Source organism: Bacillus sp. AG4(2022) (genome assembly GCF_031844465.1).
GTDB lineage: Bacteria > Bacillota > Bacilli > Bacillales > Cytobacillaceae > Bacillus_AB > Bacillus_AB infantis.
On record NZ_JAUZVH010000007.1, the window covers coordinates 105,335 to 120,296 of the forward strand.

Sequence of the window (14,962 nt, forward strand, 5' to 3'; positions counted from 1 at the left end):
CCCCCATTATGATAACTCTTTTATCATATAAACCTGCTTTACGGCAGGAGTAAATCCTATACCTGACAAAAGTTCATACGTTTCTCTGTTGTCCTTAACAGGAAAGTTAGGTATGACTCTTCGAATTTCATCACTGAAGTCCCCAAAAATTTCAGTCAGCAGAAAGGTGATGATTTCCTGCCAATCTTTTCTTCCTGGGTCAGCTTGAATTTGGAACAAAGTGGTTGCAGCATGCCTTCCTTCAGCTGTGAAACCTTTACGGAAGACAGCATAGCCAGCTGCACTTCCGTTATCCAATGCAATCAGAGCCTCGCCATCCTTTGCATTCTGCCAGGAAGTCTGCCATGGGGCAGTTCCTTTGTAGAAGCTCAGCGAGGAAGCCTCCTGGGGATAAACATACTCTGCCAGATAAGAATGCTGGTTATTCAATCTGACAGGATTTTGCTCCAGGCAGCCTTTCAGCTCCAAATATTCCAGACTATCAGCTTTCTGGTAGCCCAGTTTTTCATAAAGGGCAATTGCCTTGCTGTTCTCGCTGATTGCCTCAAGCGTGGCAAGCTGGACGCCTTCCTCTTTGTATATTTTAATAGATTCATCAATCAGCATCCGTCCGACCCCTTTGCTGCGCCAGGCAGCAGCAACACCTGTGCCGCCATTCCAGGCAATCTTCCTTCCCCTGAATTCCCGGATGCCGCTTTTTACAATCCCGATCGGCTTTCCTTCCGCAAAAGCGACAATAGACAAATCCGGCGACAGTCCTTCAGCTGCCATCCGTGCAACAAACTTTTCCGGTGTTGTCGATGCATCAAAGAAATATCCTTCAAACCCTATGTTCCAAGCCGTCACTGCTTCATTTATACTGCAATCCGACAAGCGCCTTATTTCAATCATTACTTTTCTCCTTTGAAGAAAGCTATTATTTTTTCCATTAATATTGCCGGCTGTTCAATCGCAGTCCAGTGCCCGCATTCAGGTATCACTTCTATTGCTGCATGGGGAATAAGGGAAAGCAGCAGCTCCTCCAGCATATCGGGGGTCAGTATATCCCTTACACCCTGTGCTGCCATAACAGGGATATCAGCCAGAGCAGCTGGATTGATGCTGGATTCGTAATTTTGCAGAATATCTTCCCCGATCTGTGAATTTACAATAGTATTGCTTTTCGTCTCAGTTTTCCTGGAAAGATTGGCACTATCAAACAAATAATATGGATCGATGATCTGAAAGATATCTGCTGCAGCTGCCTTGCCTTCTTTATAGTCCTCTGTAACTTGATGGAAGCGCTCAAGCTCTGCTTCAGAGAGCCTTTCCATCAGCAGGCGGCCAAAATTTACGTAGCCTTCTGTTTTGGCACCGACAGCGGCGGTCAAAAAAAGCCTATTCACGTTTTCCGGATACTTGGAAGCATATAACAGGGCAAGCATCGACCCCCAGGATTCACCGACAAGATTCAGTTTGTCAATTTTGAGATGCTCTCTTAACGATTCTAAAGTTTCAACTTCTTCCCCCATAGTATAAATGGCTTCTTCACGAAAAGAAGACTTGCCGCAGCCGCGCTGATCATAAAATACCAGCTTGAATTGTGAAGACAAGGGGGCAAGATGGGGGAGAAAAAAGCCATGCTCCCCGCCCGGGCCCCCATGCAAAAAAACGATTGGTTCGCCTTCCCCCATTTGCTTTACAAAAATAGATTCATTTCTTAACGTAACAAGAGCTGATCCCACTGATATTCCCCCTAAATAAACTAATTAGTCTATTTAATATTATCATTCTATTCTGAAATTTATCCAGTTATTTTTAGTTATTCGAACTTTTTTTTTCATATGTACATACGCTGTATGATCTAGGCTAATGGAGGGGAAATAATGAAAGCTTTATTAGAGCAGGGGCCTGCATTGGAAACCATTATTCGCGGAAGCAGGGAGTATCAGCTGTTGAGGAAGCTGGCAGCAGAAATCAATGCCGACCCGGCAGCAAGGCAGCTGATCGAGGATTTCCGCAGCATCCACCACTTGCTGCAGGAAAAGCAGATCCGGGGAGAAAATCTGAGTCCTGCTGATATCCAGAAACTGCAGGTGCTGGAATCCGGTCTGATGCAAAATCCTAAAACCGCTTCATATCTGCAGGCAGAAGAGCAAATCTTCAAGGCAATCCAGGAACTGAATATGATGCTGGCCAGGCCGATGGATGAGATTTATAGCGGAGTGTAGAACGGCAGCAATAAGCTTTTTAGATCAGCCCTCTTTTCATTTAAAAAAAGGAAAGCAAATTTGCTTTCCTTTTATATGAGGTCCAAGCTTTGCAAAATTATGGCCTGCCCTCCTCTTTATAGTATTGCCGCTCCTCTGTTCCAACTCCTTTGCCAGTAAAATTGGCGGCCAACTTCATTCGAAATATACCATGAGCCGAACTTACCGTCTTTTCCCCATGATCTTTATATGAAATAATGAATTTTTCTTTCCCTATTTTTTCTGCTGACGTTTCTTTTACCACCTGATATCCTTTAATCTCTCCTTCCCATTTTCCTTCTCTCTCGGGGAAGCGGTCAGTCATCGATCCTTCTCCCATTGAAGCAAACCCTAGCGCTTCCGTCTCAGAAAGGGGGCTGAGGATCTGATATCAGTAAAAGATAACCCCAAAGCAAACCGGCGCATAAAAGCGGAAGTACTATAAATAAGATGCTGCCTTCTCTCCTGAAAATCCGCCTGTCCAGTAATGCATATAAAAGAGCGGCTCCCATACCATATATTGCTGCAATCGTATTTTGAAAAAGCAGTCCGTTTGCCAATCCGAAAAGCCCGTGGAGAAAGATATAAAACCAGTCTTTCCTAAGGACAGCTACCCGTTTCTGCAAAACTTCAAGCAGAAACGAAACAAGGTTCCCGTAAAAAAAGACAATCGCTCCTGCATACAGCATAAATAAAAGCAGCCAGCCAAGAAAGGCGGTTCCAAGTCCAGAGGCAGGTTCAGAATCATTGACAGCAAAAAAAGCAAACAATATGGAGACCGCTGCTGAGACAGCAAACGAAGCAGTCAATTTTCTCTGGATGAGTTTTCTAAGCTTCATTTATTGCTTCCTCCTTATTTCAGGCGCCTTCTTGACTTTCTTTTTTGTTTGAGTGACTCATTTCTCTCCTCTTGAGGCACTCTGAACGGGTTATCCGACCGGAAGAGTGACTCATATCTTTATTTTGAATCACTCTAACCAGCTTTTCCCCCATCAGAGTGACTCATATTCTCCTCTTGAGACACTCTAACCGGCTTTTCCCACCATCAGAGTGACTCATATTCTCCTCTTGAGACACTCTAACCGGCTTTCCACACCATCAGAGTGACTCATATTCTCCTCTTGAGACACTCTAACCGGCTTTCCCCACCATCAGAGTGACTCATATTCTCCTCTTGAGACACTCTAACCGGCTTTCCCCACCATCAGAGTGACTCATATTCTCCTCTTGAAGCACTCAAACCAGCTTTTCCCCCTTCAGAGTGACTCATATTCTCCTTTTAAGTCACTCTGACTAGTTTCACACTCCATCAGGGTGACTCATGACTCCCTAATCAGGGATATTCCTTTCTTTCTAAAACCTCACTTTCCTTTCCCCGGACAACAATTTGGTAGACTTCTTTATGTGCCTCATCATTTGCTGCACTAATTAAGCTTGTGCTTCTTCAATCATCCTTGCTGCTGATGCAGCTTCTAATTAAAAGAAGTTTTTATAATATATTTAACCGGTTTGGGATGTGTATAAATGGCAATGCCTTTAAAACCTTCAAACTCCCTAACTTTATGTTGGATTTCGGAAGCGGGCATACTCCATGTGCTTACCTGCTCACCTTTTATTCCGTACGCCTTGCCGGTTTCCTGTTGAAGCGGTCCGCTTATTGAAAAAAGGAGGACAACCCCCAAAAGTAACACACCCGCTTCAAAAGTCTGCTTTCTGCTTTTCTTTTTGGACAGCATTTTATTTTGGTAGGCTTGCTGGACTTTTCTTTTCATAACAGCCATTTTCATTTTACCGCTCCTAAATACCTTCATTATTGGGTGATACTCATTAGTGTATCTAAGTTCTCTTTAGAGTATAGAAATTTAAGCAATTCATCATAAGCATCTGTCTGAAAAATAAGCTCTTTTTCGTTAAAAACAAAAATTGTAAAATCGGTCAGTTCTTTTCCGTTCTCCATTTTAATAGAGTTTTCAGCTGAAGTCTTCACAACAGTTTTAATTCCCTCTTTTTTCAAAGATTCCATTTTCTCTTTTGATTTATTTCCAATAGCAAGTATGGACAGTTTACCACTTTCATTCGACATCCAATTACTGCCATAAAAGATTTTATCCTGTTCCTCGAGAACCCTGACTTCTTCCAGAATTGGAAACCATAATTGACCGTCTTCTGGATATCTCGCATTAAATGCAAGTTTCTGGCCTGTATGATACTTTGCTCCCTTATCAATCCAAAACGGAACCCCATCTATTTTTATAAAGCCCAGTTCACGGTTGACTTCGGTTACAATACCTTCCTGGCTGGTTGCTTGAGGAAGTACATTTTCATCTATATATTTTTCCATTAACCCGATATCTTTGCTGCGGAATACTTCTCCTTCCTCGTCCAATAATATATAGGAAGGTACTTCTTTAATATTTAATTCCAATAGCTCTTCTTCTGCTCTTTGTAAATCTGTATACGCCCCTACTGTTATAAATGCAGAGGGATACTGCTTTAATAACTTCCCTCTTAACTCCAGATCTTTTTCCAGCGTGGCCTCTTTTTCTGTTACCACAATGGAATACTGGCCTTTAGACCTTGGAAAATAAGGTTTTATCTGTGGCTGTTTTTCAACTTTAATAGGAAGATAATACTCAGCCGTTCTTCCATCCTTCCAATATGCCTGTAGAACTGCTGTTTTAATTCCCTCACCTTCACTGATTAAGCCGTTTTCTCCCATTATACTCGGCAATATATCCGGGAATTTTTTTCCGTTAGGCATCAGAGTGCTTTTTCCTATAAAAACAGGGCTGTCAGTTTCATCGGGAAATTCAACCTTCATTTCCTCATTCTCGTATACATGCTGATTTTTCAGAGATTTGGTAATATCCTTCATCTCTCTCTCCACCAGTCCGTCATTCCATCGGTAAGAACCCATGATTGCCTGCACCTCTGTATCTCCAACTGTGATCACCGGCATCGGCGGCTTTTCTTCCTTATAAACCTTTTCTTTATCAAAATAAAGCATCGTCAAAATGACGATAACTGCCCCGGCTCCCCATAGAAGCGGGCGAATCCAATGAAATCTCTTTTTACTGCTTTCTTTCATGAAAATCCCCCTATCGCCACATATACAAATCAAGATACTTTACATACGTTTTGGCAAGCAGAAAGTTGCAATTTTTCCCAAAATCTCCCCAAAAGAAAAACAGGCTGCTGAAAGCCTGCTTTTCATTCTGTTTATCTAAATAACGGCACCTTCCACTCTTTATCTACTGGATAATAACGCGTGCTAGATATGAGATGCAATGTCAGTTCTTCCGGCTCTTTCTCCAGATCATAAGCTTTGAGATCCAGAGAAATTTTGAAGCGCCCATTTTTGTCTTTTTCGTTTAATATGGAACCACTATGATACAGGGGATAGACATTTCCTTCTTCATCCCTCATCACCCATGACCCAAAATCAGCGGAAGGTACTTCCTTGCCGCCCTCCATCTCAATTTCGAAATAGGATTCCTTTTGAATTGGCAGCAATGACTTACGCAGCGAGTAATCATTTTTCTTCTTTGCTTTTTTAATTGTTATATGATTGCCTTCGTATTCAAAGCTGACTGGTTTCTTCCGGAGATCATCCGGTTTAATTTTTATAGAAAAATCGGCTGGCAGGGTTTTGATTACGCCATCGAGTACAAGAGTATAACTGCTTTTATTTTTCTGCGGGATAAATGATTCATTCCAGCGTACTGCCCCAAGTTCATCCAGATCTTTGCTAGACCCTGATATCCAGCCTGTATCGCTGGGATGGCCCTGCCCCTCAGCGAAGGTATTGTGCTTATAAACGGCTTCATTTTTTTCATCCACAATATGATATTGAATCGCCGTTCCGAATCCAGAGAACATCCCGACATTTTCTTTGCCAAACTGTTCTTCAAGCTCTTTAATCCTAGTTTCCACGTCGGCTTTTTCCTTTTTCGTGAATGATGTCTCATAGATCAGCTCGTTTGAAGAAGGAGCAAATTGCACTTCTTTTAGATCAATTGAAACACCATTGAAAGCGGCGCTATGCTGGTCGAGCGCAAGCCTGCTTGTATATTTTTGCCTTTCCTTCAGGTCAACAGGCACTTCAACATTCCAGTTCCCCTGCTTACCGTTCAGCTCCTTAAGATCGACTTTAATCAAGACCTCTTCTAGACCGGTCCGATCCCTCAGCGAAAATTCTATTAATCCATACTCAGATCCCTCTGTCCAGCGCATTCCGTAGCCTTCGATTTCTTTACCGTCTTGATCATAGGCTGCGATCCTGTTTTCTGTGTCATCCATATTGATACTGGTATCAAGCGGTTTGCCGTTTGAATCCAATACTTTAAAAGAAAGCGCAATTCTTGATGTATCCGCGACTACATCCTCTATTTTGAACGTTGTGTTCTGATCTGTTGCAGCAATATCCACCCGGGTCGCCATTCCCTCTTGAGATGCCAGCCTCAGACCGTCATCCACCTCATTGGAGGAAAATAGCCCGCCGACCCAGTCTGCAAAGCCAGGGACCGTGCTGATTCCTGCAGCCAGGAGCAGTCCGGCTGTCGCTGCGGCCATCCGTTTCCCTGAGACAAACTTTCTTTTTGGTCTGTATGATTCAAGCTGCCCAATGATGACATCTGCAAAATCGTCGGGAAGCTTTGGCATCTGCAGGGTTTCTTTCATGAATTCAGCTTCATGTTCAAATAAACCAGCAACTTCAGCACAAGACGGACAGCCTGCGATATGGCCTTTCAGTTCAAACTGTTCCTTTTCGGTTAAAAGCTGATCGGTATATTGAGAGATTTTATCCGCCGTTGGACAATTCATTATAATAGCCTCCCTGTTTTTTGACTGTTTCCCTCATTTTCTTTTTGGCCCTGTGAAGCTTGTTCCGGACCATGGATAAGGGCATGCCTGTCGTTTCTGCAATTTCCTCATATGGCAATTCATTGGCATAGCGAAGGAGTATAATAATCCTTTCATCCTCCGGCAGTGTGCTGATCAGCTTTTCCACCTGCCTATTTTTCTCTTTTTTCAGAAGAATCACTTCCGGGTGCTTCGTGTTGACGGCAGAGGCCTCGTTTATTTCCGCCTGCTTGATTTGGGAGCTTTTCTTCCTGAATTCATCCATGCAGTGATTCACTGCCACCCGGTAAAGCCAGCTTGAAAAGGCCCCTTTCTGGTCATACTTGCCAAGCTGATTGTAAATTTTGATAAATGCCTCCTGGACCAGATCCTGGGCATCCTGCGGGTTTTTTGTCATCCTCAGTATCGTTGAGTACAAAGGGTTTTTGTATTTATTGATGATGTGCCCGTAAGCCTGCTTGTTTCCGGCCAGCACCTGCTTTATCCAAAATGCTTCCTCTTCCATATGTACCTCCCGTTCCTTCCTGTCCTTTTGTCCGATTCTTCTATAATAACGGAAATAGATGTAAAAAAATCTCATGTTTCTGCAAAAAAAAAAAGCGGCTGCAGAATATTGACAGCCGCCTTACTACTTTTTACAGACTTTTGCGTATGGACAGATAATATGAAATCATCTGGATGGCCGGGATCAGCAGAATGACCAGGATCGGGTAGAAAGGGATCTTATCCTCGAGCACTGGATAAAAAAGCATAAGGGCTGCAGTAAACGGCAACGCAAAATACAGAGAGATATAGGAGCTTCTGCAGGCTCTGGCAGTCATCATTTTTTCCCGTTCATCCTGTTCCTCGAACTCAGGCGGCAGGAGAAGCAGAGCACCGATACTTGACCGCTTTTTCTTGTTCTTGCTGTAAAGGAACCAGCTGATCAAACCCCCTATCAGTAAAAAAACGGCAACCGGTGTGATATTAATCGTCAATGACCAGGGCGGCTCAGGGTTCCGCAGCACCTCTGCAAACTGGGTCTGGGCATCGTACATTGCTATCATAGCCCAGGCAAATAACGCATATAAAACAAAATTTAATAAGACTGTCCGATTCGTTTTCATTTCTCTTCCTCCTTTAATAGCCAAAATACTTCTTCCATCTTCAGCTGGAATGCCTCGCATATCTTCAGGGCAAGCAGCAGGGACGGGATATAATCCCCTTTTTCAAGCGCTGCGATTGTTTGCCTCGTCACACCTGAAGCCTGGGCCAGCTTTTCCTGTGTCCAGCTGTTTCTGGCACGCAGCTCTTTGACACAATTGCCAATTTCCATAAAGCACCTCATTCACCGTCTCTTTGTTAAGTCAACTTAACATCAATTAAGTCAATTGTATAGAAGACTTTACATTATGTAAAGCCCATTTAACATTGACCTAAAAAAAGTGTATAACATTTATGTTTTTGGAAAAATTACTCATGAATATTAATTAGGAGGTATTAGAATGAAAAAGTTAAGATGGCTTTTAATAGGCGCTGCTGCGTCTATGCTGATTACCGGCTGTGCCTCATCCAACCAGGGCAGCCAGGATGGAAATGATGGCCAATCCGGCACATTATCCATGAGAAATGTCACCGACAGCGATGCAACTGACAATGACAATAACTTAATGGACGACGAACAGAATAACAACAAACAGTATAACAACGGACTGGAAGATAATGGGCAGAACGGCAATGAACAGAATGGCAACGATCAGAAGGATCTTCGCAATTCAGAAGATGCCCAGCAGAAAATTGAAGCCATGAAAGAAGTTGATAAGGCGGTAGTCATTACAGCCGGAAGCAAGGCATATGCAGCTGTAAAGCTCGCAAATGGGGAAAATGCTGATGTAAATGATGAAATGAAAAAGAAGGTTTCCGATCAGGTTCAGGCAGCAGATCAGAATATCGATGAAGTTTTTGTTTCAAGCAATCCTGATTTCATGGAACGCATGCGCGGATATAGGGATGATATTCAGAATGGTAACCCTGTAAGAGGATTATTTGATCAATTTTCCGAAACAGTGCAAAGAATTTTCCCTGAATCACGATAACAGTAAATCGCCCGTTTCCAAATAGGAAGCGGGCGATTTTATTTGATACTGCAGGGTTCAAACAATAGTATATCCTATTTGCACTGAGTCACTCTGATAGATAGGAAGAGAGCCAGTCGATGCATCATGGCATATAAAAGAAGCCACTCATGTATAGAAAGAGGCCTAATCAATGCATGAAGACCCTTAAGAGAAGCCAATCATGTATAGATCAGGGCCTTTCAATGCATGACAACCCTCAAAAGAAGCCACTCATGTATAGATCATGGCCCATTCAATGCATGACGGCCATCAAAAGATGCCACTCATGTATAGGAAAGGTCTGCCAGATAAATGCAATCGAGTCTTGTTTCTTCAGCTTTGTTATCATTGACTTCTACATAATAAGCGCTGGCATTCCTTCTGGAGCTGACCGTTTGATAAAGCGACCCATCCACAAAGTGAAGTGCAGCCCCATCATCTGCCGCATAGCCCGGCTTCATGAGCGCTTCCCTGATATATTTTCTGTAAGCTGGCTTTCTCTTATTCTCCCCGTCATAGTGCGGGCAATGGCTGCCTCTTAGGATGCCCAAACCTTTAATGGGATACAGCGGTCCGTTAAGAGGATCTGTAAGGCCTTCTTCAAACCAGCAGATGCTTCCTGCGCTTATGCCGGCCAAAATGATTCCTTTTTGATAGCATTTCAACAGAAGCTTATCCAGTCCCCATTCTTTCCAAAGAATCATCATATTGCGGGTATTCCCGCCTCCAACGTAGATGATATCCTGTCCAAGCAAAAATTCTTCAGCATCATTGAAGTTTGGCTCAAACAGCGACAGATGGGCCGGTATGCACTTCATTTTTTCGAATGCCTCATAAAATCGGTCTATATAGTTTTGCTGGTCTCCGCTTGCCGTTGGCAGAAAGCATATTTTTGGTTTCTTATTTTGCGACTGCCCAATGATATATTGATCAAGAAGGAGGTTTTCAGGTTCCATGGAAAATCCTCCTCCTCCCATTGCGATGATCTGCCTCATTTTCATTTCCTCTCTTTAAGAATCTGAAATCTCAACCTCAGTGTCTATGATGATGCCTTGTTTAACATAGTAGATCAGTTTTTCCGCTTCCCTCTTTGCCCTCAGCCTGCCTGCTTCTGAAAGCTGCCAGTTCCCTTCTATTGTATGGATGTCGTCCACAGGGCAAAGCGAGTATTCTATCCAGTCCGGCATATAGGTTTTCATGGCCAGATATGCCCTTCTTATATGGCAGGAAGCTGTCACAACCAAAATCCTTTTTATTTTGTGGAGATTGAACTCCCGGTCAAGGACCAGCAGTGAAGCAAGCACATTTTCCTTTGTGTGGAGAGATTGATTTTCTATTAAAATATCTGCTGCCGGGATACCAAGTGCCAGAGCTTTCTCTTTTAAAAGGTCTGCCTCGCATAGCCGGGACGGTGCCCAGATTACGCCGCCGGAAAAAAGAAGCTTGCCTGCCCTGCCGCTGTTATACAGCTCGAGCGCCTTTGGCAGTCTGTATTCAGCAGCCTTGCTGCTTCCCAGGACGAATATGCATTCTCCCGATTTTTTATCATCCGCGATATTTTTATAAAGAAGATCCCCAATCTGCCTGTCTGATAACTGATTGAAATCAAGCTTTGATATTAGTGTTTTCATGGATTGCCCCTCTTTACTCACAAGTATATTATTCTCCAGCCTCTCTGAAATTCCTGTCATATTTATATTTTATGTAAGAAAGGCGGGCTGCTTTTCCGCCGTCCCGCCTTAAACCATTTTTAATAATAGTATGGGTAAGGCGGATAAGGGTAAGGATAGCCGTATCCATACGGTCCGGCGAGGGCGCTTCCCAATAGCAGGCCTCCTGCTAACCCTCCCAGGAATGGGAAACCGAACCCAAAGCCAAATGGACGTCCGAACCCAAATCCAAACGGACGGCCAAACCCGAATCCAAACGGGCGGCCGAAGCCGAATCTGCCAAAGCCTGGACGGCCAAAGCCAAAGCGGCTCAAATCTCCATGAGAAGCTGCTGCTTCAGGGCGATACATAAACTGCTGTTGATTCATCATGCCTTCTCCTCTCATATTCTATCTTTTTTTTCCATATGAGGGGCAGCAACAATGATGTCAAAGCCCCCTCATCGTATAGGTTTCAGTCTAGAATATGTCAGAGAAGGCCTCGTTGAATAGACATTTACCCAGGATTAGAGGCAAAAATTATAAATTCCTTATTCAGGACAAATTAAATAAGAACCTGCTGAAAAGACAGGTTCTTGCCAGAACTTATTTTAAAAGCTTTGCCATTATATATTCATCATGATAGTTCCCATCTATGAGTAAGGAGTTTTTCTTAACACCTTCAACTTCGAATCCTGCTTTTTTATATAACGCAAGCGCATTTTCATTTTCACTGACCACTGAAAGCTCCAATCTGTACAGGCTGGCTTCCTTCGCCCAGCTGTCAAGCTTCTGAAAAAGACTGTAGCCGATTCCTTGACCCCGAAAGTCTTTTTTAATGCCTATAACGAGGGCAGCAGAGTGGCGCACCCTGCCGGCCATTCCGCCATTGACAATTAAATACCCCGCCAGACGGCCGTCTTCTTCAGCTGCGAAAATGGCGGCATTATCCCGGCTGGAAAGCGCCTCGATCATCTTTTTTTGAATGTCTGCGGAAACATTCCGTTCCCCTGGCCCATACAGCATATATGACGATTCATTTTCCACATCTTTAATAAGCTCGGCAAAAGCTTCTCCATCCTCTGGTACAAGCTTTCGGATCATCATGTCATTTCCTCCAATTATACCCCTTCGGCCGGAGCGAATTTTTTCTTTTGGATATAAATCAGCCTTGCTGACAGGCATATGCCCGCTGCCAAAAGACCGGCGGTAAGTCCGATCCAATATCCCGGGGCACCGAGGCTGGTATAATGGGCCAGCCCATATCCGAGCGGCAGGCAGATCAGCCAATAGGCAATAAGCGTGATGATGAATGCAAGATTAACATCCTTATAGCCTCTTAGCGCTGCCTGGGCAGTTGCCTGGATGGCATCTGAAATCTGGAAGAACAAAGCATAAATCAGGAAATGTGCCGTCAGGGATATTACTGCTGCATCATTGGAGTAAAAGCCTGCAACCTGATAGCGGAAAAGGACAACAAGAAGGCCAGTGACAAGTGCAATGACAACCGACAAATAAATGCCGATCCAGCTGTACGCCTTTGCATCTCTATTCCTCTTTGCCCCCACCTCATAGCCGACCAGCACAGTCTGTGCCATCGAAATGCTGATCGGAATCATATAAAGGAAGGAAACGATATTGAGTGCCGACTGATAGGAGGCAAGCGTCTCCACACTGAAACGGCTTAACAGAATCGTCACCACCGCAAACATGCTTGTTTCAAAAAAGATCGACAGACCCATCGGAACACCGATTTTTAAGATTTCCTTGCATTGGGACCATGAGAAGTCTCCCAAATTGGAAAACACCTTATACACTGCAAACGGCTGCTGTGTCCTGATAATGAAAATCGTCAGCGCTAGTATTACCCAATAGGTGGCAGCAGTAGCATAGCCTCCCCCTGCCCCGCCAAGCTCAGGAAAGCCCCAGAATCCAAAGATCAGGACAAAGTTCAGGAAGAAGTTAACAGGAAGCGCACAGAGAAGAATGACCATAACGACCCGTGTCTTCCCGAGAGCATAAATGAACGAGCGCAGAACATTGAATAAGAAAAGAGGAATGATTCCAAAGCTTAATCCAATCAAATAACCTCTTGCCGTCTGTTCAACACCGCTCTCCAGATCCATCCGGTCCAAGATGGGTCCTATCAGGAAAAAACCCGCCGCAATGACAGCCAGTGCAATCATGATTGCCAGATACATGCCGTTCTTGACAACTGCCGCTACTTCTCCATGCTTTTTCTCGCCAAACCGCTGCGCCGCGATCGGCGAAACAGCCAGGAGAATTCCGCTCAGCCCTGTAAAAACAGGATTCCAAATCGATGACCCAATAGCAACCCCTGCAAGATCGGAAGCACTGTATTTACCGGACATAATGGTATTAAAGAAAACCATTGAAAACATCCCAAGCTGCGTAATCAAGATGGGAATCAATAATATGAAGATCTGTTTGATTTTTTCTTTTACTGTAAAAGTCTGATTCATGATGGTACTCCTTGGTAATCAAAGTCACAAGGATAATTATAAGCCAAAGAAAGCATCTGCGGGCGGAAAAAATGTAATTGTTAGAAAATCTCCTGTAGAAAGGAAGGGCAGGATGCTGGCTGTAAAAGCTTTTACCATTTATGGATAGCTCTTGCCAATCAAATTATAGCAGCCTGTTGATTGGAGTGGAGGGCACGCAGACTCCTGCGGGAGGCAGCGGCAGGGCTGAGACCCCGCATGAGCGAAGCGAAGAGGAGGCTCAGCGCCGCCACGCGGAAAGCGAAGTGCCTGGAACGGAAATCAACAGCCCTCATTTATAAGCAAAAAAGCCTGCTGCTGCAGACTATTGCTAATGACTGTTCTTATTCTCAACATAAATCCACAAATAATAGACAACCCACATAACCAATATTGGCAGTATGGCAAAGCTGCGGAAAGGAGCATACAAGAGCATGCCTATACTCGCAAGCAGTGCCCACGGGGCCAATCGTGAATATTTCTTCCATTCCATATACCTTCCCCCCTGCTAATTCCCGGTTCCCGCCGGCTGCAGATATTTTGTGAAATAGGCTCCGGCCAGCAGCAGGATTAGGGTCATCAACCAGTTGAAAATCCCAAGCCAGCCCATCCAGTACGAAATAAGATTGACTATGGCAATCAGGAAAAAGCAGATCGAGGTAAGGGCACTTTTGAAGCCGGTAACGCCTGCTTCTTTTCTTTTTTTCATTAAAATTGATATAGAAAAAGGCAGACTTATAACGAGTATAATAGTCAGCAGGATCGGAATCATAGATTTCCCCTCTTTCTAACAAGATCTTGATTATATGTCCTCTAACTATTATACGGACAAGATATGAAAAAGTTTCACCCGCCCATGACCAGGCCGCCATCGACATACAGGCACTGCCCTGTCACAAAGCTTGAGAGCGGGGATGCGAAATAAAGGGCAGCATCCGCAATATCCTCCGGTGCTGCAAGGCGCTGCATTGGAGTGAGTTCAATAATACTGTTCCTTACATCCTCCTTTGTCCCGGCGCTCGAATCGGTCGGATAGGTCAGCCCTGGGGCAACTGCATTGACGGTGATTCCAAAACAGCCAAGCTCCTTCGCGAGATTCCTGGTAAACCCGAGCAAGCCTGACTTGGCGGTTGTATAGTCGTGATAGGGAATCACTGGAAAACTTACAAGGTTGCTCACAATATTTACAATATTACCGCTCATCTGCTCTTTCATATAGGGAATGGCTGCCCTGCATACATTATAAGCGCCGCGGACACTTCCTTCCCACTGACGGTTATAGTCGTCCCACTCAAGCTCCCAGGCTGCCTTGCGTTCCTTGGGATTAAAAGAATAATGGCTTAAGGCATTATTAATGACCGCATCGATGCCCCCATAACTCTCGATAATATCGTTCATCATCCTTTTGACCTGCTCTTCATCAGTCACATCTGCCTGCATGGCAGCAGCGTGGCCGCCCGACTCCCTTATTTCCTTTGCGGCCGACTCGGCGGCCTCCCTGCCGGAAAGATAGTTAAGGATGACTAAAGCTCCCTCCGAACCCATCTTCCTGCTAATTGCTCTGCCGATTCCCCTGCTCGCACCGGTAACAAGGACCACTTTGTTTTTTACAAGCATGATTTCCCC

The 14,962-nt window shown here is 44.3% G+C and carries 20 protein-coding genes; 2 read left to right on the forward strand and 18 right to left on the reverse strand.

The genetic code is table 11. From position 1 onward, the window contains the following. Positions 1-6: 6 nt before the first annotated feature. Both Q9R36_RS18795 and Q9R36_RS18800 read right to left on the reverse strand, forming a co-directional pair. Positions 7-891, reverse strand: coding sequence for a GNAT family N-acetyltransferase (locus tag Q9R36_RS18795; protein WP_311225706.1), 885 nt, complete (start codon positions 889-891; stop codon positions 7-9). Next, positions 891-1,724 (reverse strand): alpha/beta fold hydrolase, encoded by an 834-nt coding sequence (locus Q9R36_RS18800; RefSeq protein ID WP_022543995.1) that lies wholly within the window; start codon positions 1,722-1,724, stop codon positions 891-893. Before Q9R36_RS18800 ends, Q9R36_RS18795 begins: the two co-directional genes overlap by 1 nt. Positions 1,725-1,865: 141 nt before the next feature. Here Q9R36_RS18800 and Q9R36_RS18805 point away from each other — a divergent pair, with 141 nt between their 5' ends. Next, on the forward strand, positions 1,866-2,210 hold the full coding sequence (locus tag Q9R36_RS18805; protein WP_009793305.1) for a YlbF/YmcA family competence regulator: 345 nt from the start codon (positions 1,866-1,868) through the stop codon (positions 2,208-2,210). A 97-nt stretch (positions 2,211-2,307) separates the two neighbouring features. On the opposite strand, the gene Q9R36_RS18810 is transcribed toward Q9R36_RS18805, so the two are convergent. The 8 genes from Q9R36_RS18810 to Q9R36_RS18845 all read right to left on the reverse strand — a co-directional run bounded on the left by Q9R36_RS18810 (position 2,308) and on the right by Q9R36_RS18845 (position 8,406). Next, entirely contained in the window at positions 2,308-2,553 is a 246-nt protein-coding gene (locus Q9R36_RS18810; protein ID WP_248138765.1) for a hypothetical protein, read from the reverse strand. A gap of 40 nt (positions 2,554-2,593) precedes the next feature. Beyond that, entirely contained in the window at positions 2,594-3,067 is a 474-nt protein-coding gene (locus tag Q9R36_RS18815) for a hypothetical protein (RefSeq protein WP_311225707.1), read from the reverse strand. Between the two features lie 633 nt (positions 3,068-3,700). Continuing rightward, positions 3,701-4,015 carry a hypothetical protein gene (locus tag Q9R36_RS18820; RefSeq protein WP_311225708.1) on the reverse strand — a complete coding sequence of 105 codons (315 nt, stop codon included), beginning with the start codon at positions 4,013-4,015 and terminating at the stop codon, positions 3,701-3,703. A gap of 23 nt (positions 4,016-4,038) precedes the next feature. After that, positions 4,039-5,187: a hypothetical protein gene (locus Q9R36_RS18825; RefSeq protein WP_311225709.1), complete on the reverse strand. Its 1,149-nt coding sequence runs from the start codon at positions 5,185-5,187 to the stop codon at positions 4,039-4,041. A gap of 260 nt (positions 5,188-5,447) precedes the next feature. Further along, positions 5,448-7,052: a DUF4179 domain-containing protein gene (locus Q9R36_RS18830; RefSeq protein ID WP_311225710.1), complete on the reverse strand. Its 1,605-nt coding sequence runs from the start codon at positions 7,050-7,052 to the stop codon at positions 5,448-5,450. Further along, on the reverse strand, positions 7,030-7,596 hold the full coding sequence (locus Q9R36_RS18835) for an RNA polymerase sigma factor (RefSeq protein WP_311225711.1): 567 nt from the start codon (positions 7,594-7,596) through the stop codon (positions 7,030-7,032). The genes Q9R36_RS18830 and Q9R36_RS18835 overlap by 23 nt, the downstream gene beginning before the upstream one ends. Positions 7,597-7,726: 130 nt before the next feature. Continuing rightward, positions 7,727-8,197, reverse strand: a complete 471-nt coding sequence (locus Q9R36_RS18840) for a hypothetical protein (protein ID WP_248138760.1) — start codon at positions 8,195-8,197, stop codon at positions 7,727-7,729. Next, the gene (locus tag Q9R36_RS18845; RefSeq protein ID WP_009793295.1) at positions 8,194-8,406 is read right to left on the reverse strand and encodes a helix-turn-helix transcriptional regulator; all 213 of its coding nucleotides are present in this window, start codon (positions 8,404-8,406) and stop codon (positions 8,194-8,196) included. Before Q9R36_RS18845 ends, Q9R36_RS18840 begins: the two co-directional genes overlap by 4 nt. 169 nt (positions 8,407-8,575) lie before the next feature. Between Q9R36_RS18845 and Q9R36_RS18850 the strand changes: the two genes are divergently transcribed. After that, entirely contained in the window at positions 8,576-9,166 is a 591-nt protein-coding gene (locus Q9R36_RS18850) for a YhcN/YlaJ family sporulation lipoprotein (RefSeq protein ID WP_311225712.1), read from the forward strand. A gap of 305 nt (positions 9,167-9,471) precedes the next feature. Here the strand turns inward: Q9R36_RS18850 and Q9R36_RS18855 are convergent, their stop codons facing one another. The 8 genes from Q9R36_RS18855 to Q9R36_RS18890 form a co-directional block, all read right to left on the reverse strand. Then, complete coding sequence (locus Q9R36_RS18855; RefSeq protein ID WP_306009213.1) at positions 9,472-10,182, reverse strand: Type 1 glutamine amidotransferase-like domain-containing protein; 711 nt, start codon at positions 10,180-10,182, stop codon at positions 9,472-9,474. A 15-nt stretch (positions 10,183-10,197) separates the two neighbouring features. Beyond that, on the reverse strand, positions 10,198-10,818 hold the full coding sequence (locus Q9R36_RS18860; protein WP_253617190.1) for a YdcF family protein: 621 nt from the start codon (positions 10,816-10,818) through the stop codon (positions 10,198-10,200). A gap of 119 nt (positions 10,819-10,937) precedes the next feature. Beyond that, positions 10,938-11,207, reverse strand: coding sequence for a hypothetical protein (locus tag Q9R36_RS18865; protein ID WP_050767296.1), 270 nt, complete (start codon positions 11,205-11,207; stop codon positions 10,938-10,940). Positions 11,208-11,441: 234 nt separating this feature from the next. Next, positions 11,442-11,942, reverse strand: a complete 501-nt coding sequence (locus tag Q9R36_RS18870; protein ID WP_009793290.1) for a GNAT family N-acetyltransferase — start codon at positions 11,940-11,942, stop codon at positions 11,442-11,444. Between the two features lie 14 nt (positions 11,943-11,956). Further along, a complete protein-coding gene (locus Q9R36_RS18875) occupies positions 11,957-13,318 on the reverse strand; it encodes an MATE family efflux transporter (protein ID WP_311225713.1) in 1,362 nt (453 codons plus the stop codon). 349 nt (positions 13,319-13,667) lie between these two features. Beyond that, entirely contained in the window at positions 13,668-13,829 is a 162-nt protein-coding gene (locus Q9R36_RS18880) for a hypothetical protein (RefSeq protein WP_022544001.1), read from the reverse strand. Between the two features lie 15 nt (positions 13,830-13,844). Continuing rightward, positions 13,845-14,108: a hypothetical protein gene (locus Q9R36_RS18885; RefSeq protein WP_101548222.1), complete on the reverse strand. Its 264-nt coding sequence runs from the start codon at positions 14,106-14,108 to the stop codon at positions 13,845-13,847. A 74-nt stretch (positions 14,109-14,182) separates the two neighbouring features. Further along, on the reverse strand, positions 14,183-14,953 hold the full coding sequence (locus tag Q9R36_RS18890; protein WP_311225714.1) for a 3-oxoacyl-ACP reductase: 771 nt from the start codon (positions 14,951-14,953) through the stop codon (positions 14,183-14,185). Positions 14,954-14,962: the final 9 nt, after the last annotated feature.